15 protein-coding genes and 1 pseudogene are annotated in these 16,284 nt (G+C 74.4%); 8 read left to right on the top strand and 8 right to left on the bottom strand.

Going from position 1 to position 16,284, the window contains the following annotated elements; all coding sequences use genetic code 11:
* Complete coding sequence (gene eccB / locus IEY96_RS08970) at window positions 1-1,383, bottom strand: type VII secretion protein EccB (protein ID WP_189194347.1); 1,383 nt, start codon at window positions 1,381-1,383, stop codon at window positions 1-3.
* Window positions 1,384-1,548: 165 nt separating this feature from the next.
* On the opposite strand from eccB, the gene IEY96_RS08965 reads away from it, so the two are divergent.
* The 3 genes and pseudogenes from IEY96_RS08965 to IEY96_RS08955 all read left to right on the top strand — a co-directional run bounded on the left by IEY96_RS08965 (window position 1,549) and on the right by IEY96_RS08955 (window position 4,088).
* Complete coding sequence (locus IEY96_RS08965) at window positions 1,549-1,818, top strand: metal-sensitive transcriptional regulator (RefSeq protein WP_189194346.1); 270 nt, start codon at window positions 1,549-1,551, stop codon at window positions 1,816-1,818.
* Window positions 1,819-1,909: 91 nt separating this feature from the next.
* Window positions 1,910-3,293 (top strand): annotated as a pseudogene (locus tag IEY96_RS08960) (MBL fold metallo-hydrolase).
* Window positions 3,294-3,479: 186 nt separating this feature from the next.
* Complete coding sequence (locus IEY96_RS08955; protein ID WP_189194345.1) at window positions 3,480-4,088, top strand: class I SAM-dependent methyltransferase; 609 nt, start codon at window positions 3,480-3,482, stop codon at window positions 4,086-4,088.
* 75 nt (window positions 4,089-4,163) lie between these two features.
* Here IEY96_RS08955 and IEY96_RS08950 read toward each other — a convergent pair whose 3' ends face one another.
* Window positions 4,164-5,168, bottom strand: coding sequence for a zinc-binding dehydrogenase (locus IEY96_RS08950; RefSeq protein WP_229791527.1), 1,005 nt, complete (start codon window positions 5,166-5,168; stop codon window positions 4,164-4,166).
* Between the two features lie 219 nt (window positions 5,169-5,387).
* On the opposite strand from IEY96_RS08950, the gene IEY96_RS08945 reads away from it, so the two are divergent.
* The 3 genes from IEY96_RS08945 to IEY96_RS08935 all read left to right on the top strand — a co-directional run bounded on the left by IEY96_RS08945 (window position 5,388) and on the right by IEY96_RS08935 (window position 8,127).
* On the top strand, window positions 5,388-6,101 hold the full coding sequence (locus tag IEY96_RS08945; protein WP_189194343.1) for a polyamine aminopropyltransferase: 714 nt from the start codon (window positions 5,388-5,390) through the stop codon (window positions 6,099-6,101).
* A gap of 71 nt (window positions 6,102-6,172) precedes the next feature.
* Window positions 6,173-6,349, top strand: coding sequence for a hypothetical protein (locus tag IEY96_RS08940; protein WP_189194342.1), 177 nt, complete (start codon window positions 6,173-6,175; stop codon window positions 6,347-6,349).
* A gap of 95 nt (window positions 6,350-6,444) precedes the next feature.
* Entirely contained in the window at window positions 6,445-8,127 is a 1,683-nt protein-coding gene (locus IEY96_RS08935; RefSeq protein WP_268247142.1) for a long-chain-fatty-acid--CoA ligase, read from the top strand.
* 49 nt (window positions 8,128-8,176) lie between these two features.
* On the opposite strand, the gene IEY96_RS08930 is transcribed toward IEY96_RS08935, so the two are convergent.
* Entirely contained in the window at window positions 8,177-8,968 is a 792-nt protein-coding gene (locus tag IEY96_RS08930) for an aminoglycoside adenylyltransferase domain-containing protein (protein WP_189194340.1), read from the bottom strand.
* A gap of 77 nt (window positions 8,969-9,045) precedes the next feature.
* Window positions 9,046-10,233: a zinc metalloprotease gene (locus IEY96_RS08925; RefSeq protein ID WP_229791478.1), complete on the bottom strand. Its 1,188-nt coding sequence runs from the start codon at window positions 10,231-10,233 to the stop codon at window positions 9,046-9,048.
* A 114-nt stretch (window positions 10,234-10,347) separates the two neighbouring features.
* Between IEY96_RS08925 and IEY96_RS08920 the strand changes: the two genes are divergently transcribed.
* Complete coding sequence (locus IEY96_RS08920) at window positions 10,348-11,091, top strand: SAM-dependent methyltransferase (RefSeq protein ID WP_189194339.1); 744 nt, start codon at window positions 10,348-10,350, stop codon at window positions 11,089-11,091.
* Between the two features lie 14 nt (window positions 11,092-11,105).
* Here IEY96_RS08920 and IEY96_RS08915 read toward each other — a convergent pair whose 3' ends face one another.
* A complete protein-coding gene (locus tag IEY96_RS08915) occupies window positions 11,106-11,399 on the bottom strand; it encodes a hypothetical protein (RefSeq protein WP_189194338.1) in 294 nt (97 codons plus the stop codon).
* A 635-nt stretch (window positions 11,400-12,034) separates the two neighbouring features.
* A complete protein-coding gene (locus tag IEY96_RS08910) occupies window positions 12,035-12,448 on the bottom strand; it encodes a nuclear transport factor 2 family protein (protein ID WP_189194337.1) in 414 nt (137 codons plus the stop codon).
* 132 nt (window positions 12,449-12,580) lie between these two features.
* Between IEY96_RS08910 and IEY96_RS08905 the strand changes: the two genes are divergently transcribed.
* Complete coding sequence (locus IEY96_RS08905; RefSeq protein ID WP_229791476.1) at window positions 12,581-13,234, top strand: class I SAM-dependent methyltransferase; 654 nt, start codon at window positions 12,581-12,583, stop codon at window positions 13,232-13,234.
* 55 nt (window positions 13,235-13,289) lie between these two features.
* Here IEY96_RS08905 and IEY96_RS08900 read toward each other — a convergent pair whose 3' ends face one another.
* Both IEY96_RS08900 and IEY96_RS08895 read right to left on the bottom strand, forming a co-directional pair.
* Window positions 13,290-15,107 (bottom strand): acyl-CoA dehydrogenase, encoded by a 1,818-nt coding sequence (locus IEY96_RS08900; RefSeq protein WP_189194336.1) that lies wholly within the window; start codon window positions 15,105-15,107, stop codon window positions 13,290-13,292.
* Window positions 15,108-15,130: 23 nt separating this feature from the next.
* On the bottom strand, window positions 15,131-16,284 hold a 1,154-nt coding region (locus IEY96_RS08895), incomplete at its 5' end, for an ATP-binding protein (protein ID WP_229791475.1).

Genomic DNA, 16,284 nt, shown 5'->3' with positions numbered 1-16,284 from the left:
TCAGGCCGGCGCGGCGACCGTGCGGGCGGTGGCCGGATCGAGCGGGCTGCCGGCCGGCACCAGGCTGACCAGACCCGCCGGCAGCCGGACCGGACGCACCCCGGCGTAGCCCAGCATGCCCGGCACCTCGGCGCCGGCCAGCACGTAGCGCCGCCCGAGGTCGGTGACCAGGCAGACCGCGCCACCGCCGGCGCCGGGGGCGGCGACCGACTCGACCAGCGCGCCCCGCCCCGGCTCCACCAGCACCTGGTCGGCCAGCCCGCCCCGGCCGGGCGGGGTCCGGGCGGCGGCGGAGAGATCCGGCGGGGTGGCTCCGAGCCGGACCTCCCGTACGCCGGTGTCGTCGCCGGCCCGGGCGCAGAGCGCGCCGCCCTCGACCGTGGCCAGCCGGGGCGGGACGGCGGGCGGGGCGGTCGGCCCGGTGGGCACCAGGTCGGGGAGCTTCGGCAGTGCGGCGAACCGGCCGAGGGTGATCGGCTCCGGGTCGCCCTGACCGGTGCGGGCGAGCAGCAGGGCGGCCTGCAACTCGGTGATGCCGGCGAGCCCGGCCCGCCCGGCAACCGCGTACTGGCGGCCGCCACCGGAGTTGCGGACCAGGTAGACGTCACCGACGGTGGCGCCGGTGACCCGCTCGGACGGGGCGCCGAGGTCGCGCAGCGGGGGCGGCGCCAGGTCGGCGCCCGCCGGCACGGTGTTGAGCAGCGCCGGAGCCACCGGCACCGCCCGTTCCCGGGTGGCGGCCAGCGCGGCGAGCACCCGGTCGGTGTCGCGGAGCAGGTAGCGCCGCTCGTGCCAGAGCAGGTGCAGGCTGCCGTCCGGGTGGCGCAGCAGCAGGCCCTGGTCCCCGAGGGGCCGGCCGCCGGTGGCGTCCCGCCCGATCAGCAGCGCCGACCGGGCCAGCGTGCGGCCCGCCTCGGCGGCGGTGACCGAGCAGACCGTCCACGCCCCGCGGGCGAGCCGCGCCGGCGCGGGCAGCGAGTCGGGAGCGTCGGCGATGCCGAGCGGCAGGCCGCGCGGCACCCCCTCGATGGAACGGCGGGAGACCAGCACGGTCTTCGGCCGCTCCGCCCCGATGACCAGCAGCGCCGAGGCGTAGTTGAGCACCGGGTGCAGCCTCTCCTCCCGGTAGACGAACCGTGCCCCGGACTCCTTCTCCACGATCACCGCGCCCGCGTCACGCCAGGCGCTGCCACCACCGGCGAAGAGGCCGTAGAGGGCGACCCCGCCGAGCGCGATCACCGCGACGAGCACGCTGGCCAGGCCCGCGCCGGCCAGCCGGCGGAACGGCGACTGGGCGGGGTCGGTCTCCCGCATCACCAGCGCGGCGACCGCCCGCTGGACGGTGAACTGGTAGGAGTGGAGCTGGTCCTGCCGGGACGGCATCGGGTCCCTTCCGAGAGCGATCGTCGGCGCACAGGATAAGCGTTCCGTCGATCTCCCGGGGACCCTCCGTGTCGGTGGACGGTCCCCCGAGGCCGGATGCTTCCGCGGGCCGGGAGGCGGAACCGGTATCCCCTGGGGGGTATGTTGGACGGCAGGAGGTGCACGGTGAAACTTCGACCCGAGATGACCAGCGACGCCCTGACCCGGCTCAAGCGGGCCCGCGGCCAGCTCAACGCCGTCATCGAGATGATCGAGAACGGCGAGGACTGCCGGGCCACGCTGACCCAGCTCGCCGCCGTCTCCAAGGCGATCGACCGGGCCGGCTTCAAGATCATCGCCTCCGGCATGCGGCACTGCGGCGCCGCCCGCGAGGGGGGCGAGCAGCCGGAGATGACGGAGGAGGAGCTGGAGAAGCTCTTCCTCGCCCTGGCCTGACCCGACGAACCGCCGCCCGCGCGTCTGATCGCGGCGCGTTCGGGTACCTCCCGCATACCCCTGTGCACCTGGGGACGGAGGGAGCACCACCATGCCAGTCGAGGTTTCCGTGATCGCGACCTCGTCCCTCGGCGATCGCAGCTACCTCGCCTCGGACGGGCGGGTGGCGGTCGTGGTCGACCCGCAGCGGGACATCGACCGGGTGATGTATCTGGCCGGCGCCCAGGGTGTGCGGATCAGTCACGTGGTGGAGACGCATGTCCACAACGACTACGTCTCCGGTGGGCTGGAACTGGCTCGGGTGACTGGCGGCGGCGGATGAGGTGGGTTTCGACCGGGTGCCGGTCGCCGACGGTGACGTGGTGGCCGTGTCGGACACGCTGCGGTTGCGGGTGATCGCCACGCCGGGTCACACCTTCCACCACCTGTCCTACGTGCTCGACGAGGCCGCCGACGGCGGGTGGCGGCCGGCCGGGGTGTTCACCGGCGGGTCGCTGCTGTTCGGCACCACGGGCCGGACCGACCTGCTGGGCAAGGAGCACGCCCACGAGCTGGCCCACCACCAGCACGCCTCCGCGAAGCGGCTGGCGGATCTGCTGCCCGCCGGAACCCAGGTCTGGCCCACGCACGGGTTCGGTAGTTTCTGCTCGGCCAGCCAGGCCGACGCCACGGACTCCACCATCGGCCGGGAGAAGAGCACCAACCCGGTCCTGCGGCTGGCCGCCGACGAGTTCGTCACCGAAACCCTCACCGGCCTGGACGCCTACCCCGCCTACTACGCCCACATGGGCGTGGCGAACACCGCCGGCCCGGCCCCGGTCGACCTCACCCCCGTCACCCGCGCCGACCCCACCGAACTACGCCAGCGAATCACCGCCGGGCAGTGGGTGGTCGACCTGCGCCACCGCACCGCCTACGCCACCACACACCTGGCCGGCACGGTCAGCCTCGGCCTCGACGGACCCATGTCCACCTGGCTCGGCTGGCTCATCGACTGGGGCACCCCCGTCACCCTGCTCGCCGACACCCCCCAACAGGTTGCCGACGCCCAACGCGAACTGGCCCGCATCGGCATCGACCGCCCCGCCGCCCGGGCCACCGGTGAGCCCGAACGATGGGCCACCGAACCCGCACAGCTGCGCCAACTACCCATGGCCGACTTCCCGGCCCTCGCCGCCGCCCGCGCGGGAAACCCTCCCGCCCACCTGCCCGCCGCCGACGTGGTCCTCGACGTGCGCATGACCAACGAATGGAACACCGCCCACATCGCCGGCGCCGTGCACATCCCCCTGTCCGACCTGCCCAAGCGGCTCGGCGACGTGCCGCCCGGCACCATCTGGGTCCACTGCGGCTCCGGCTACCGCGCCACCGCCGGCGCCTCACTACTGGCCAACGCCGGCCGCCACGTCGTCGTCATCAACGACACCTTCGACCACGCCCAATCCGCCGGCGTCGCCATGGCCGACGCGGCCTGACCCACGCGAGCCGTTCGACTCCAGCCGCCTCCCACGGCTGCTCGACGTGCGCGCCCTGGCCGAGTCCGAGACCGGCCCGTTGCCCGTACCTGCCGTTGCCCCCGGATCCCGGGACTCGCCGTGGGAGCGCTTGCCGCTGCCGGTACGGTCACCATGGCGGCGTGGGGCCACCGGAGGAGGGACACAGTGGACAGCAGCGCCTGGGACACCCGGTACGCGAGCACACCGGGTCTGGTCTGGAGCGCCGAGCCGAACCGGTTCGTGGTCGAGTCCGTCACCGGGCTCACTCCCGGCGCCGCGCTGGACCTCGCCGCCGGTGAGGGGCGCAACGCGGTCTGGCTGGCCGAGCAGGGCTGGCGGGTGACCGCGGTGGACTTCTCGCCGGTCGCCGTCGCCCGGGGGCGCGAGCTGGCCGCCGGCCGGGACGTCCCGGTCGAGTGGCGGGTCGCCGACGTCACCGCGTACCGGCCGGTGCCGGGCAGCTACGACCTGGTGCTGATCAGCTACCTGCACCTGCCCGCCGACGACCTCGCCGGGGTGCTGGCCGCCGCCCGGCAGGCCCTGCGCCCCGGCGGCAGCCTCGTCGTGGTCGGCCACGACCTTGCGAACCTGACCGGCGGCACCGGCGGGCCGCAGGACCCGGCCGTCCTGCTCACCCCGGAGGCGGTGGTCGACGGGCTCGCCGGGCTGCACATCCGGCGCGCCGAGACGGCCCGCCGCCCGGTGCCCACCACCGACGGCGGCACCGTCGACGCGCTCGACACCGTCGTCGTGGCCACCCGGCCCGCCGACTGACCCGCCCCACCGGCCGCTCCGGTCGGCGCGGGCAGGCACGGCGAGCGACCGGGTCGGCGGCCGCCGGGGCCCGGCTCACGGACGCAGGATCAGCCGGATCGGGTTGCCCTCCTTCTCGTGCACCCGTCGCACCGCCTCGGCAGCGTTCGCCAGCGGCAGCACGTCGCTGACCGACGCGGACAGGTCGAGCCGGCCCAGCCCGGTGAGCGTCACCAACTGCCCGACGTGCTCGGCCTCCGAGCCGTAGTGGCCGAGCACCGCCTGCCGGTTGTAGGTGAACCGGCTGTCCGACGGGATGCTGATCGGCTGGTTGGCGATGCCGGCGAGCACCAGCCGGCCGTGCCGGCCGAGCACGGTCATGGCCTGCTCCCGGACCGCGTTGACGCCGGCGAAGTCGAAGGCCACGTCGAGCCCCCGAGTGCCGACCAGTTCGAGCACGGCGTCCTTGAAGCCGTCGTCCGCCGGGTCGATGGCCAGGTCCGCGCCGAGGGCGAGCGCCCGGTCCCGGGCCGCCGGCAGCGGGTCCACGGCGATCACCGGGGCCGCGCCGACCAGCAGCAGCAACTGCACCGCGTGCGCGCCGAGTCCACCGACGCCCCACACCGCGACCGCCTCCGCCGGGCGGACCCGGCCGGTCTCGGTCACCGCCGCCCACGGCGTGGAGACCGCGTCGGGGATGATGCAGGCCTGCTCGAACGGAAGCAGATCCGGGACGGGGACCAGGGTGTCCTCGCGGGCCAGGGCGTACTCGGCCCAGCCGCCGTCGTAGTCGACGCCGCGGGTGAGCACCAGGCCGAACCGGTCCCGCTCCCCCGCCTGGAGCAGCACCCGCTGGCCCGGTTCCCAGCCCCGCACCCCGTCACCGAGCGCGTCCACCGTCCCGGCCACCTCGTGGCCGAGGGTCACCACGTCCCCCGGCAGGTAGAGCGGGGTCAGCGTCCCGTCGATCAGGTGCACGTCCGACAGGCACACCCCGGCCGCGGCCACCCGGATCCGCACCTCCCCGCGCCCGGGCTCGGGCACCGGCACCGATTCCATCCGCAGCGCCCGCTCGGCCACGTGCAGCCGTCCGGCCAGCATCTCCGCCACGCTCGCTCCCCTCTCCGGCATCCTCGACCGGCGACGGCTCCAGGTCGATGCGCGGCGCCAGGCGCGCCGGGGCTGGAGTCGTCGGGGGCGTACCCGTCGTCGCCGCGACGATGCCACCCAACCGGGAAGAACGGCCTCTCCCCGCATATGCTCCGGGCACCCGGCGACCGGCCGGTAGCATCCGGTCACGGACCGGCGGAGAGGACACCCGTGGGCACACGCTTCGAGGAACTGGCCTGGCGGGAGACGCCGATCGGCGCGATCAGCCTGCGCCGGCGCCGCGACCCGTCGCTCGACGTCGACGTGTACGAGGTGAAGCTCGACGACGAGTTCCTCATGTCCAGCCTCTTCCCGGTCGCGGAGATCGAACTCGCCCGGCTCGGGCTGGCCCCGCTGACCGCCGGGGATCTGGACGTGGTGGTGGGTGGACTCGGCCTCGGCTACACCGCCCGCACCGCGCTGGAGGATCCCCGGGTGCGCTCGCTGCTGGTGGTCGAGGCGATCGAGGACGTGATCGACTGGCACCGCCGGGACCTGCTGCCGTTCGCCGCCGGGCTGGCCGCCGACCCGCGTACCCGGTTCGTCCGGGCGGACTTCTTCGCGGCGGTCGCGAGCGGCGCCGGGTTCGATCCGGAAGCGCCGGAGCGGCGGTTCCACGCGGTGCTGCTCGACGTGGACCACTCCCCGCGCCAGGTGCTGCACCCCAGCCACGCCGACTTCTACACCGTGGAGGGGCTGCGCCGGCTCGCCGCGCTGCTGCACCCGGACGGGGTGTTCGCGCTCTGGTCGAACGACCCGCCCGACCCGGCGTTCCAGCGGACGCTCACCGAGGTGTTCCCGACGTCGGTGGCGCACGTCGTCCGCTTCCCCAACCCGTTGCAGGGCCGGGAGGCCGCGAACACGGTGTACGTGGCCCGGCACTGAACCGCCCCGGGCAGGCATGGCGGGAGCCGACGGGGGAATGCGGGCGGCCCACGTACTCCCGGGAGGGTGACATGCGGGCGTTGCTCTGGACGGTCGGCGTCGTGGCCGGCGTGCTCATCCTGCTCGGGCTGCTCCTGGAGGCAGCCCGCTGGCTGATCATCATCGGCGCCATCGCCGTGGTCGTCCTTCTCGTGCTGGCCTTCGTGCGGGGCCGCCGGGTGGTGCAACGGGGCGCCCCACGCCGCTGACCCGCTGCCGTGTGACGAACTCAGCAACTTACGCCGGCGTAGGTTACCGGGTGGTTAAGTTAGGCTGAGGACCGTCATCCGGCAGCGAGGAGACGGTGATGGACGCGACCGCGGAGCGGCCCTGGACGCGCAGCTACGCCCCCGGCGTACCGGCCGAGATCGCGGAGCCGACCGGCTCGCTCGTGGACCTGCTCACCGACGCCGCCCGCCGCTTCGGCCCCCGGGTCGCGCTCGACTTCTACGGCGCCACCACCAGCTACGCCGACCTCGCCGACCAGGTCGCCCGGGCGGCCGAGGCGCTGCGCCGGCTCGGCGTCGGCCCCGGCGACCGGGTGGCGCTGGTGCTGCCGAACTGCCCGCAGCACGTGGTCGCCTTCTACGCGGTGCTGCGCCTCGGCGCCGTGGTGGTCGAGCACAACCCCCTCTACACCGCCGACGAGCTGGCCCACCAGCTCAGCGACCACGGCGCCCGGGTCGCGGTGGTCTGGGACAAGGTCGCCCCGCTGGTCGCCGGGCGGGGCGCGGTGGAGACGGTGCTGGCCGTCGACCTGACCGGGGCGCTGCCGCGGCTCAAGCGCTGGGCGCTGCGGCTGCCGCTGCCCAAGGTCCGCGCCGCCCGGGCCGCGATGAGCGCCCCGGCCCCCGGCGCGCTCTCCTGGTCGGCGCTGGTCGCCGGGGCCGCCCCGCTGGCCGCCGACCATCCCGCGCCCCGGCCCACCGACACCGCGCTGCTCCAGTACACCGGCGGCACCACCGGCGTCCCGAAGGGCGCGGTGCTGACCCACCGCAACCTGCGAGCCAACGCCGCGCAGGGCCGCGCCTGGGTGCCCGGCCTGCGCGACGGCGCGGAGACCGTGTACGCCGTGCTGCCGCTGTTCCACGCGTACGGGCTGACCCTCTGCCTGACCTTCTCGGTGAGCATCGGGGCCACCCTGGTGCTCTTCCCCCGCTTCGACCTCGACCAGGTCCTCGACGCGGCCCGCCGCCGCCCGCCGACCTTCCTGCCCGCGGTCCCGCCGGTCTACGCGCGGCTCGCCACCGCCGCCCGGGAACGCGGCGTCGACCTCACCTCCGTCCGGTACGCCATCTCCGGCGCGATGGCGCTCCCGCCGGCCACCGTGCAGCTGTGGGAGTCGGTGACCGGCGGCCTGCTCGTCGAGGGCTACGGGATGACCGAGACATCCCCCATCACCCTGGGCAACCCGGTCGCCCCGACCCGCCGGCCGGGCACGGTGGGGGTGCCGTTCCCCTCCACCGAGGTGCGCCTCGTCGACCCGGAGGACCCGACCCGGGACCGCGCCCCCGGCGAGGCCGGCGAGCTGCTGGTCCGCGGCCCGCAGGTGTTCTCCGGCTACTGGAACCGCCCCGAGGAGACGGCCCGCGTGCTGCTGCCCGGCGGCTGGCTGCGCACCGGGGACGTGGTCACCATGGACGCCGACGGCTTCGTCACCGTGGTCGACCGGATCAAGGAGCTGATCATCACGGGCGGGTTCAACGTCTACCCGTCCGAGGTGGAGGAGGCGCTGCGCCGGATCCCCGGCGTCCGTGAGGCCGCCGCGGTCGGCCTGCCCGGCGGCGACGGCGAGGAGGTGGTGGCCGCCGTGGTGCTGGACCCGGGAGTGGGCGCCGACCCGGACTCGGTCCGCTCGGCCTGCCGGCGGCACCTCGCCGGCTACAAGGTGCCCCGCCGGGTGGTGGTGGTCGAGGAGCTGCCCCGCTCGCAGATCGGCAAGGTTCTCCGCCGCGAGGTCCGCGACCGCCTGCTCGCCGAGGGCTGACCACCGGCACCGACCGATCGGGGCCCCGTCGGACCAGCCGGAACCCCCGTCATCCGGCGAGGCCGGCCCGCGTGCCGTGTTCCGGGGCCAGGATGGCGGCGCTGACCTCGTTCACGAATTCCCGTACCTCGTCGGCCCGGCCCGGATCGGTGTCCTGACCGGACCGGTACCACCAGTCGCGTGCCCAGATGATGAGGTCCGCCCATCGGGGACGGTCGGCGATGGTCCGGTCGGCGGCCCGCCGCTTGGACAGCTGCCGGCCGTTCCGGAGGCGCTGGAAGGCCCGGCACAGGGTGAGCACCGCGTAGGACTGCGCGCCGGGAGTGTTCATCCGGGTCACCCAGGTCGGCCAGTCGCGGACGTGGTCCAGCAGAGCCGAGCGGACGAGATCGGCGTCGACCGCGGGGAGCAGCGCCTCGGCGGGCGGTCCCAGCAGGCTGCGGCCGTGGTCGTGGACGGCGGACCAGGTCACGACGCGGTGGGTGGTCGCGGGTAGCAGGTGCAGCGACTCACCGGGACTGACCCGGGCAATGGCATGGTGGTGACCGGCGCGCCCGTGCGCTGCGTCGCGCGTGGCGCCCAGTGACACGTATTCCACCTCGATCCGGCCGGCCCACCGCGGGTGCCGCCGGTCCAAATCCGCGTGTAGTCCGGCGAGCACGCCGAGCAGGTTCTCGTCCGGATCGGTGGCCAGCACCGCGAGCAGGTCGAGATCGCTGCGGTCCGCCGCGAAGTCGCCGGCGACCAGCGAGCCGTGCAGGTAGAGGCCCAGGAGCCTGCCGGCCAGGGCGGTGCTCCACGCGTCACGAAGGTCGGACAGAACCAGCTCGGGCGGTGTCACCGGGTCATCCTGCGCCCCGGGCCGCCGGTCCGCCACCGGGTAACGTCCGTGGCCACCTGGATCCGAGCTCACGCCGGTCAGGCGTCGGCCATCGGTGCCGGAGCGAACAGGGGCGGCACCGGATCGGCCGCCCGGATCGCGGCAACGACCTGTGCCAGTTGCTGGTGGTCGCCCCCGGCCGCCCTGACGAGGGTGTCCGCGTCGGCGTGGTTGCCGAGGTGGCACTCGGCGGCGGCCCGCAGGAGAAACGCGACGCCGCACAGGTCCGGCGGGTCGACACCCGGCCGGATGTCGAGAAGCAGCGACCGCGCGTGCTCCGGCCGCTGGTCGAGCAGGTGAGCCAGGCCCATGGCGACCCGAGCGGACAACAGGTGCGGCTGCGCCTGGAAGGCGAGCTGGGCCAGTTCCGCAAGCTCCACCACCTCCCGCCGTTCGACGGGTGAGCCGTTCACCACCGCGGCGTACAGGTACCACAACCCGAACTGGACGGTGAGCGCCTCCCCGATCGCGGCGGCGGCCAGGGGATCGGTGCCGTCGGCGCGAGCCAGCGCCGCGAGCCGCTCGGCGTCGGCGATGAAATCGGCCGCCGACTGCGCGTGCCCCGTGCTCCAGCGCCGTTGGAAGGCGGCGAGCGCGAGCCGCGGGTCGTCGGCGTCGCGAACCGGATCTGCGAGACGGTCGTCGCCGACCTCCCCTCGGCTGATCGCCCGCAACGTCCTCCTCACCTCCTCCTGGTAGTAGCCCGCGCGCAGCGCCGCGCGGGTGGCCGTCGGCGCCAGGAGCCAGCGAAGCAGGTTGCGGCCGTCACTGCGGGGCGATGTTCCGGGGACGAGATTGACCACCGCGAGCAGCGCCCCGACAAGCGCCGCCCCGAACAGCGCGACGCGGGTCGACGCCGTGCCCGTCGACGCCGCCACGGCAGCGAGCACCGCCGCCGTGCACAGGTTCACCGTCGGGCCGCCGAGGTAGAACAGCACCATCCGCAGTGGCAACGCGGTCGCCGGCGGCGCCGGCCGGACCCACACTTCGCTCCGCCACCCGGTGAAGGGTGCGACACGGACCGCGACGACCGGCAGGCGCAGCAGCTTCGCCACGACGAGGTGCCCACACTCGTGCAGGACGACGTGCACCCACAACGACAGGCAGGTGACGCCGACGGCGGCGATCGCACCCACGACGGACTCGGTGACGAACAGCGCGAACACCACCGCCTCCAGCACCAGGAGGACGGACGCGGCGACCAGCCGCCGGCGAGGGGAGATCACCGGGAGATGGTACGGCCGGACACGTAGCGGGCGAGGTACCTGACCGTGCGGGGGCCGACCACCCGGCAGGACAACCCGGGTGCGGGCGTCGACGGACTCGTGTTGACTCTGCCGGTGGATCGTCAACGGCTCAGCAGCATCGCGCACACCCACCACCCGATCGCGGCCCCGATCTTCGGTGTCAACGTCAACCGGCTCCTGCGCCGGGCGGACCGCCAACCGACGGCTCGTGTCCTCGACCTCGGCTGCGGAGAGGGGTCCTGGGTCCTGCAGGCCCTCGCCCACTACCCCGACGGGCACGCGGACGGCGTGGACGTCAGCCCGTACGCCCTCGAACGCGCCGCCGGGGCCGCCGCCGCGCGCGGCCTCGCCGACCGGCTCACGCTGCACGAGCGCGACGCCCGGACGTACGTGCCCGACGGCGACTACGACCTCGTGCTGTGCGTCGGATCGACCCACGCGTTCGGCGGCTTCGGCCCGACGCTGGAGCTGGCCGGCCGGCACGCGAATGCCGACGGGATCCTGATGGTCGGTGAGGGATTCTGGCAGATCCCCCCGACTCCGGAGGCCCTCGCCGCGCTCGACGCGAAGCCCGAGGAGTTCACCGACCTCGCCGGCCTGGTCGACACCGCCGAGCGGGCCGGCTGGACGCCGGTGTACGCCCATGTCAGCGACGCCGCCGAGTGGGACGACTACGAGTGGTCGTGGATCGGCTCGCTCACCCGGTGGGCGCTGGACAACCCCGGCCATCCGGACGCCGCCGAGGCACTCACCGTGGCCCGGGAGCACCGCGATCAGTGGCTGCGCGGGTACCGGAACGTTCTGGGCTTCGTGACTCTGGTGCTCCGCCGCATCTGATCGGCCGCCGGCCGTCAGCCGAGACCGCGGTGAGCGGCCCACAGCGCGCCGGCGCGGCTGGCGGCCCCGTCGACCAGAGCCGCCAGCTCGGGCCGGTCGGGCACGGGGAACGAGACGTAGGTGCCGCGGCCACCGGCGGTCGGCCGGCCGTATGCCTTCGCCGCGAGGCTCCCGTCGGGCAGGAGCCGGACGTTGAGCGTGGTCAGCGTGAACTCCTCACCGCGTCGGGTGTCGGTCCAGCGGAGCCCTTCGGGGATCGTGACGTTGATGGCCAGGGCGCTGACCTCGAGGGGGACGTCGCTGCTCATGGACGCATGTTCTCACGCGGGCGGCGACACACTCGTGTCGCCGAGAACGGCCGTTCCCCCGCCGGTCGGGGCCGGCCGTCGGGTCCCGGCTCCCGCAGGTCGAGCTGTGGGCCCGGTCCAGGCTTCAGGCACGTCGGCGCCACCAGGGCAGCTCGGGTGACGCCTGCGGGTCGTGGATCGTGCGACGTTCGAAGACCTCGTCCAGCGGGCGGAGCAGCTCCAGGAGCTCGCGGGGCGCGCCCGGGGGCCCAGCGCCGCCACCGCCGCAGCCAACACGTCGCGGTGTTCCAGCGGGTCGCAACAGGGGCATCCGGCCTGCGCGGCATCCTGGAGGGCTGCGACCGGTCGATGAACCGCCCGTCGCCACCCGGTCAGGGCACGGGCCACGGCGCCGGGCCGCAGGGCCGAACGCTCGTACCGGGAAATCTGTCGGGCGGCCGCGACGGGAAGCCCGTCCATCTCGGGCACCTTGTGGTGGCGGTCAGCCCGCCGTGGGCAGGCGGCGCGTACCGCCGCCGGTGACCTACGCGCCATGACCCTTTCTGACCATCGTCATGCCCGCCATGGTCGCACGAGACCACGCCGTCCCCCACCGGATTGACCTCGTCGGTCCGGGCGGTCGGACCGTCCGCCGCTCACCACCGCTCCACGAGGTGTTCGCGGCCCTGCGGCGGCTCGTACGGTTCGGGCCAGTAGTCGACGATCCGGCTGATCAGGCCACGCTCGGACACCTCCAGCCAGACACACGCGTCCTGCTGCTCGTCGCCCACCCGGACGTCGAGCCACAGGGCGGCCGACCCGCCGTCCGCGACCAGTCGGCGCACCCGCAGGTGCCAGTCGCCGGGATACTCGATGTTGAACCGCAGGAACGCCTCCCTGCCGCGGATGCGCTCCCGGGTCTGCGGCATCTCGTAGACCACGTCGTCGGTGAGCAGGCCGGCCAAGCCGGGCCAGTCGCGGCGTTCGAGGCGATCGACGTAGTCCTGACCGGTCTGCCGGGTCACGGCGGTGTCACTCACGGCGCGGACCCTACCGGCCGGCACCGACATCGGACCTCCGCCGGATTTGCCGAAACGGCAATTAAGTTTGTCGGCGTCGGGAGGGTTCCGGATGCTGGTGGGCAGGGACGTCACCGAGTCCTGCGGCCTGATCGCCGCCGCGCACCGAAAGGAAGCCATGTCGTGAGCGGACACGGACACCACCTCACCGAGGAGGAGGCGGCCGCCATGTTCGAGCCGCCGAGCTGGGACGAGCGGTACTCCGGCCCGGAGAAGGTCTGGAGCGGGAACCCCAATCCGCAGCTCGTCGCCGAGGTGACCGGGCTGACGCCGGGCACCGCGCTCGATGTCGGCTGCGGCGAGGGCGGCGACGTGATCTGGCTGGCCCGGCAGGGCTGGCGGGTCACCGGCGCCGACTTCTCCGCCAACGGCCTGGCCCGCGCCGCCCGGCACGCCGAGCAGGCCGGGGTCGCCGACCGCACCGACTGGTGGCAGGTCGACGCCCGGACCTTCGCGGCGGACGGCCGGTCCTACGACCTGGTCACCAGCCACTTCCTGCACCCGCCGGAAGGCGGGATGGTGGAGGTGACCCGCCGGCTGGCCGAGGCCGTCGCGCCCGGCGGGCACCTGCTCGTCGTCGGCCACGCGCCGCACGAGGCGTTCACCCACCTGACCGCGAGCCACCGCAGGGCGATGTTCGTCGCCGAGGAGCTGCTGCCCGGGCTGCCGGACGACTTCGAGGCCCTCGTGGTCGAGCAGCGGCCGCGGACCGTCACCCGCGACGGCGTGACGGTCGACATCCACGACTCCACGCTGCTCGCCCGCCGCAGGTCCTAGACCAGCCCACCGGTCACCGGCGCTGGCCGCTGCGCGCAGCGGCCGGCGCCGCCGGTCAGAACCAGCTCTCCCGGGTGTCCAGGGTGGTGCGGTCGAGGTTCTCCAGGAGGTCGAACTGCGGGCCGGTGCGGGGCAGCTCGTAGCGGAAGAAGTACCGCGCCGCCTGCCGCTTCCCGGCGAGGAAGTCGGCGTCCGGGCCGTCGGGGCTGCCCAGCGCCTCGACGGCGAGCAGCTGCTCCAGCCACATCCAGGCGATCACCACGTGCCCGACCGCCTCCAGATAGAGCGACGCGTTGGCCAACGTCACCTCGGGATCGCCGGCGCCGTGCAGCCGCCGGGTGACCACGGCGATCCGGTCGACCGCCGCGCCGAGCCGGCCGGCCAGCTCGGCCGCCTCGCCCTCGGCCTTCCAGGCCCGGGTCACGGTGGCGCGGATGGTCTCCAGCAGCAGCTCCAGCCCGGCGCCGCCGCGCATGGTGACCTTACGGCCGAGCAGGTCCAGCGCCTGGATGCCGTGGGTGCCCTCGTGGATCGGGTTGAGCCGGTTGTCGCGCCAGTGCTGCTCGACGTCGTAGTCGCGGGTGTAGCCGTACCCGCCGTGCACCTGGATGGCCAGGTCGTTGGCGGCCAGGCACCACTGCGACGGCCAGCTCTTGGCGATCGGGGTGAGCAGGTCCAGCAGCAGGTGGGCCCGGCTGCGGTCGGCCTCGGCCGGGGCGGTCTTCTCCTCGTCGAGCAGCCGCCCGCAGTAGAGGATCAGGGCGAGCGCGCCCTCCACGTAGCTCTTCTGCGCGAGCAGCATCCGGCGTACGTCGGCGTGCGCCACGATCGGCACCTGCGGCGCTGTGGGGTCCTTGTCGCCGGCCGGCCGGCCCTGCGGGCGCTGCCGGGCGTACGCCACGGACTTCAGGTAGGCGGTGTAGCCGAGCGCGGTGGCGCCGGCGCCCACGCCGATGCGCGCCTCGTTCATCATGTGGAACATCTGCGCCAAGCCCTGGTGCGGCTCCCCCACCAGGAAGCCGACCGCCCCGGGCCGCCCGTACGGGCGGTGCACGCCCTCGCCGAAGTTGAGCAGCGTGTTGGTGGTGCCCCGGTAGCCCAGCTTGTGGTTGAGGCCGACCAACACCACGTCGTTGCGCGGGCCGAGCGCGCCGTCGGCGTCGAGGAGCACCTTCGGGACGATGAACAGCGAGATGCCCTTGACCCCGGGCGGCCCGCCGGGGATCCGGGCGAGGACCAGGTGGACGATGTTCTCGGCCAGGTCGTGCTCCCCGCCGGAGATCCACATCTTGGTGCCGACCAGCCGGTACGTCCCGTCGTCCTGCGGCTCGGCCCGGGTGGTGATGTCCGCCAGTGAGCTGCCGGCCTGCGGTTCGGACAGGCACATGGTGCCGAAGAACCGCCCCTCCACCATGGGCCGGACCCAGGTGTCGATCTGCTCGGCGCTGCCGTGGGCGAGCAGCAGGTTGGCGTTGCCGAGGGTGAGGAACGGGTAGGCGGCGGTGGCCACGTTGGCGGCCTGGAACCAGGCGGAACAGGCGGCGGCCACGGCGTGCGGCAGCTGCATGCCGCCGACCGACTCGTCCATGGTGGCGGCCAGCAGGCCGGTGCGGGCGTAGGCGTCCAGGGCGGCCTTGACCTGCGGGAGGGTGCGGACCCGCTGACCGTCGAAGGTCGGTTCGCTGGCGTCGGCGGCCCGGTTGTGCGGCGCGAACCGCTCGGCGGCGACCTGCGCGGCGAGGTCCAGCACCGCGTCGAAGGTCTCCCGCGAGTGCTCGGCGTAGCGGGGTCGCTCGGTCAGCCGGCCGACGTCCAGCCAGTCGTGCAGCAGGAACGCCAGATCGCGACGGGACAGCAGGGTGGAGGACGACACGGGGCTCCTTCCGTGGACCGTCGTCAGCCGCGGCGCAGCCCGGCGACGGCCTCTCGGAGGTCATCCTGACTGATCGGGGCGGGCGGCGCACCCTCCGTCGCCTCCCGCAGCGCCTTGGCGAGTTGCACCCGCCGCAGCACCTCCCGCAGGTCGGCGCCGGTGAGCCCGGGGGTGGCGGCGGCCAGCGCGGCCGGGTCGACGTCGGCGGCGAACATGCGGAAGCCGGGCCGCTCGTGCCGGTCGATCAGCTCCCGGATCATCTTGGCGAGGATCTCGGCGCGCCCGGACTCGTCCGGCGCCGGGATGGCGATCTTGAGGTCGAATCGGCCGGACCGGGTCAGCGAGGCGTCCACCCGCTGCGGGAAGTTGGTGGTGGCGACCACGATGACGTCGGGGTTCTCCTCGAACAGGGTGTTCATCTCCTGCTTGAAGATGCCGGCCACCGCGTTGACCGCCTGGCTGGCCGCGTCGCCACCGGCGCCCGCGTAGCTGATGATGCTGTCGAACTCGTCGAAGAGCATGACGGTGGGCCGCCGGTAGCGGCGCGCCTCCCGGAAGATCCGCTTGATGTTGCGCTCGGAGCCGCCGAGGAACTTGTCGAGGATCTCCGGGGTGCGGATCTCCACGAAGTCCGCGCCGATCTCGTTGGCCAGGGCCCGGGCCAGCATGGTCTTGCCGGTGCCCGGCGGGCCGTACAGCAGGATGCCCTGCGGCCGGCGCGCGCCCCAGCGGGCCATCGCCTGCGGGTGCCGGAACGACACGGCGACCTCGCGGAACCGCGCGACCACCTCGGCCAGGCCGCCGACCTGGTCGAGGGTCACGGTCGCGCTGCGCGGCACCGCCGCGGCGGCCATGCGCTGTCCCACGGGGTACGACCGGCCGCGCAGCAGCGTCGGCTCGGGGGTGTCGCCGGCCAGTTCCCGGACGGTCTGGAGCACGACGCCGACCATGGCGGTCAGGTGCGCGGGCGTCACCTCGGCGCTGGGCACCTCGGCGCGCACCCGTACCGTCCCGCCGTCGTCGTGGCTCACCTCCGGGCGGAGGCCGGCCTCCTCGGCGGCGCGCAGCACCGCCCGGCCGGCCGGGTCGCGCGGCGGCTCGGCGAGCGCGGCCCCGGCGGGACGCAGCCCGAGGCGGCGGCCCGCCTCGGCCGCGACCCGGCCGACGGCGGCGGCCA

It is taken from the genome of Micromonospora fulviviridis (assembly GCF_014648395.1).
Taxonomy (GTDB): Bacteria; Actinomycetota; Actinomycetes; order Mycobacteriales; family Micromonosporaceae; genus Micromonospora; species Micromonospora fulviviridis.
This window is presented reverse-complemented; position numbering and strand designations above follow the sequence as displayed.

Excerpts from the sequence above, each read along its gene's own strand:
- IEY96_RS08940 (WP_189194342.1), top strand. The coding sequence starts at position 6,173 with ATGCGGGCGTTGCTCTGGACGGTCGGCGTCGTGGCCGGCGTGCTCATC.
- IEY96_RS08950 (WP_229791527.1), bottom strand. The coding sequence starts at position 5,168 with ATGCTGGCCGGACGGCTGCACGTGGCCGAGCGGGCGCTGCGGATGGAA.
- eccB (WP_189194347.1), bottom strand. The coding sequence starts at position 1,383 with ATGCCGTCCCGGCAGGACCAGCTCCACTCCTACCAGTTCACCGTCCAG.
- IEY96_RS08915 (WP_189194338.1), bottom strand. The coding sequence starts at position 11,399 with ATGAGCAGCGACGTCCCCCTCGAGGTCAGCGCCCTGGCCATCAACGTC.
- IEY96_RS08910 (WP_189194337.1), bottom strand. The coding sequence starts at position 12,448 with ATGTCGGTGCCGGCCGGTAGGGTCCGCGCCGTGAGTGACACCGCCGTG.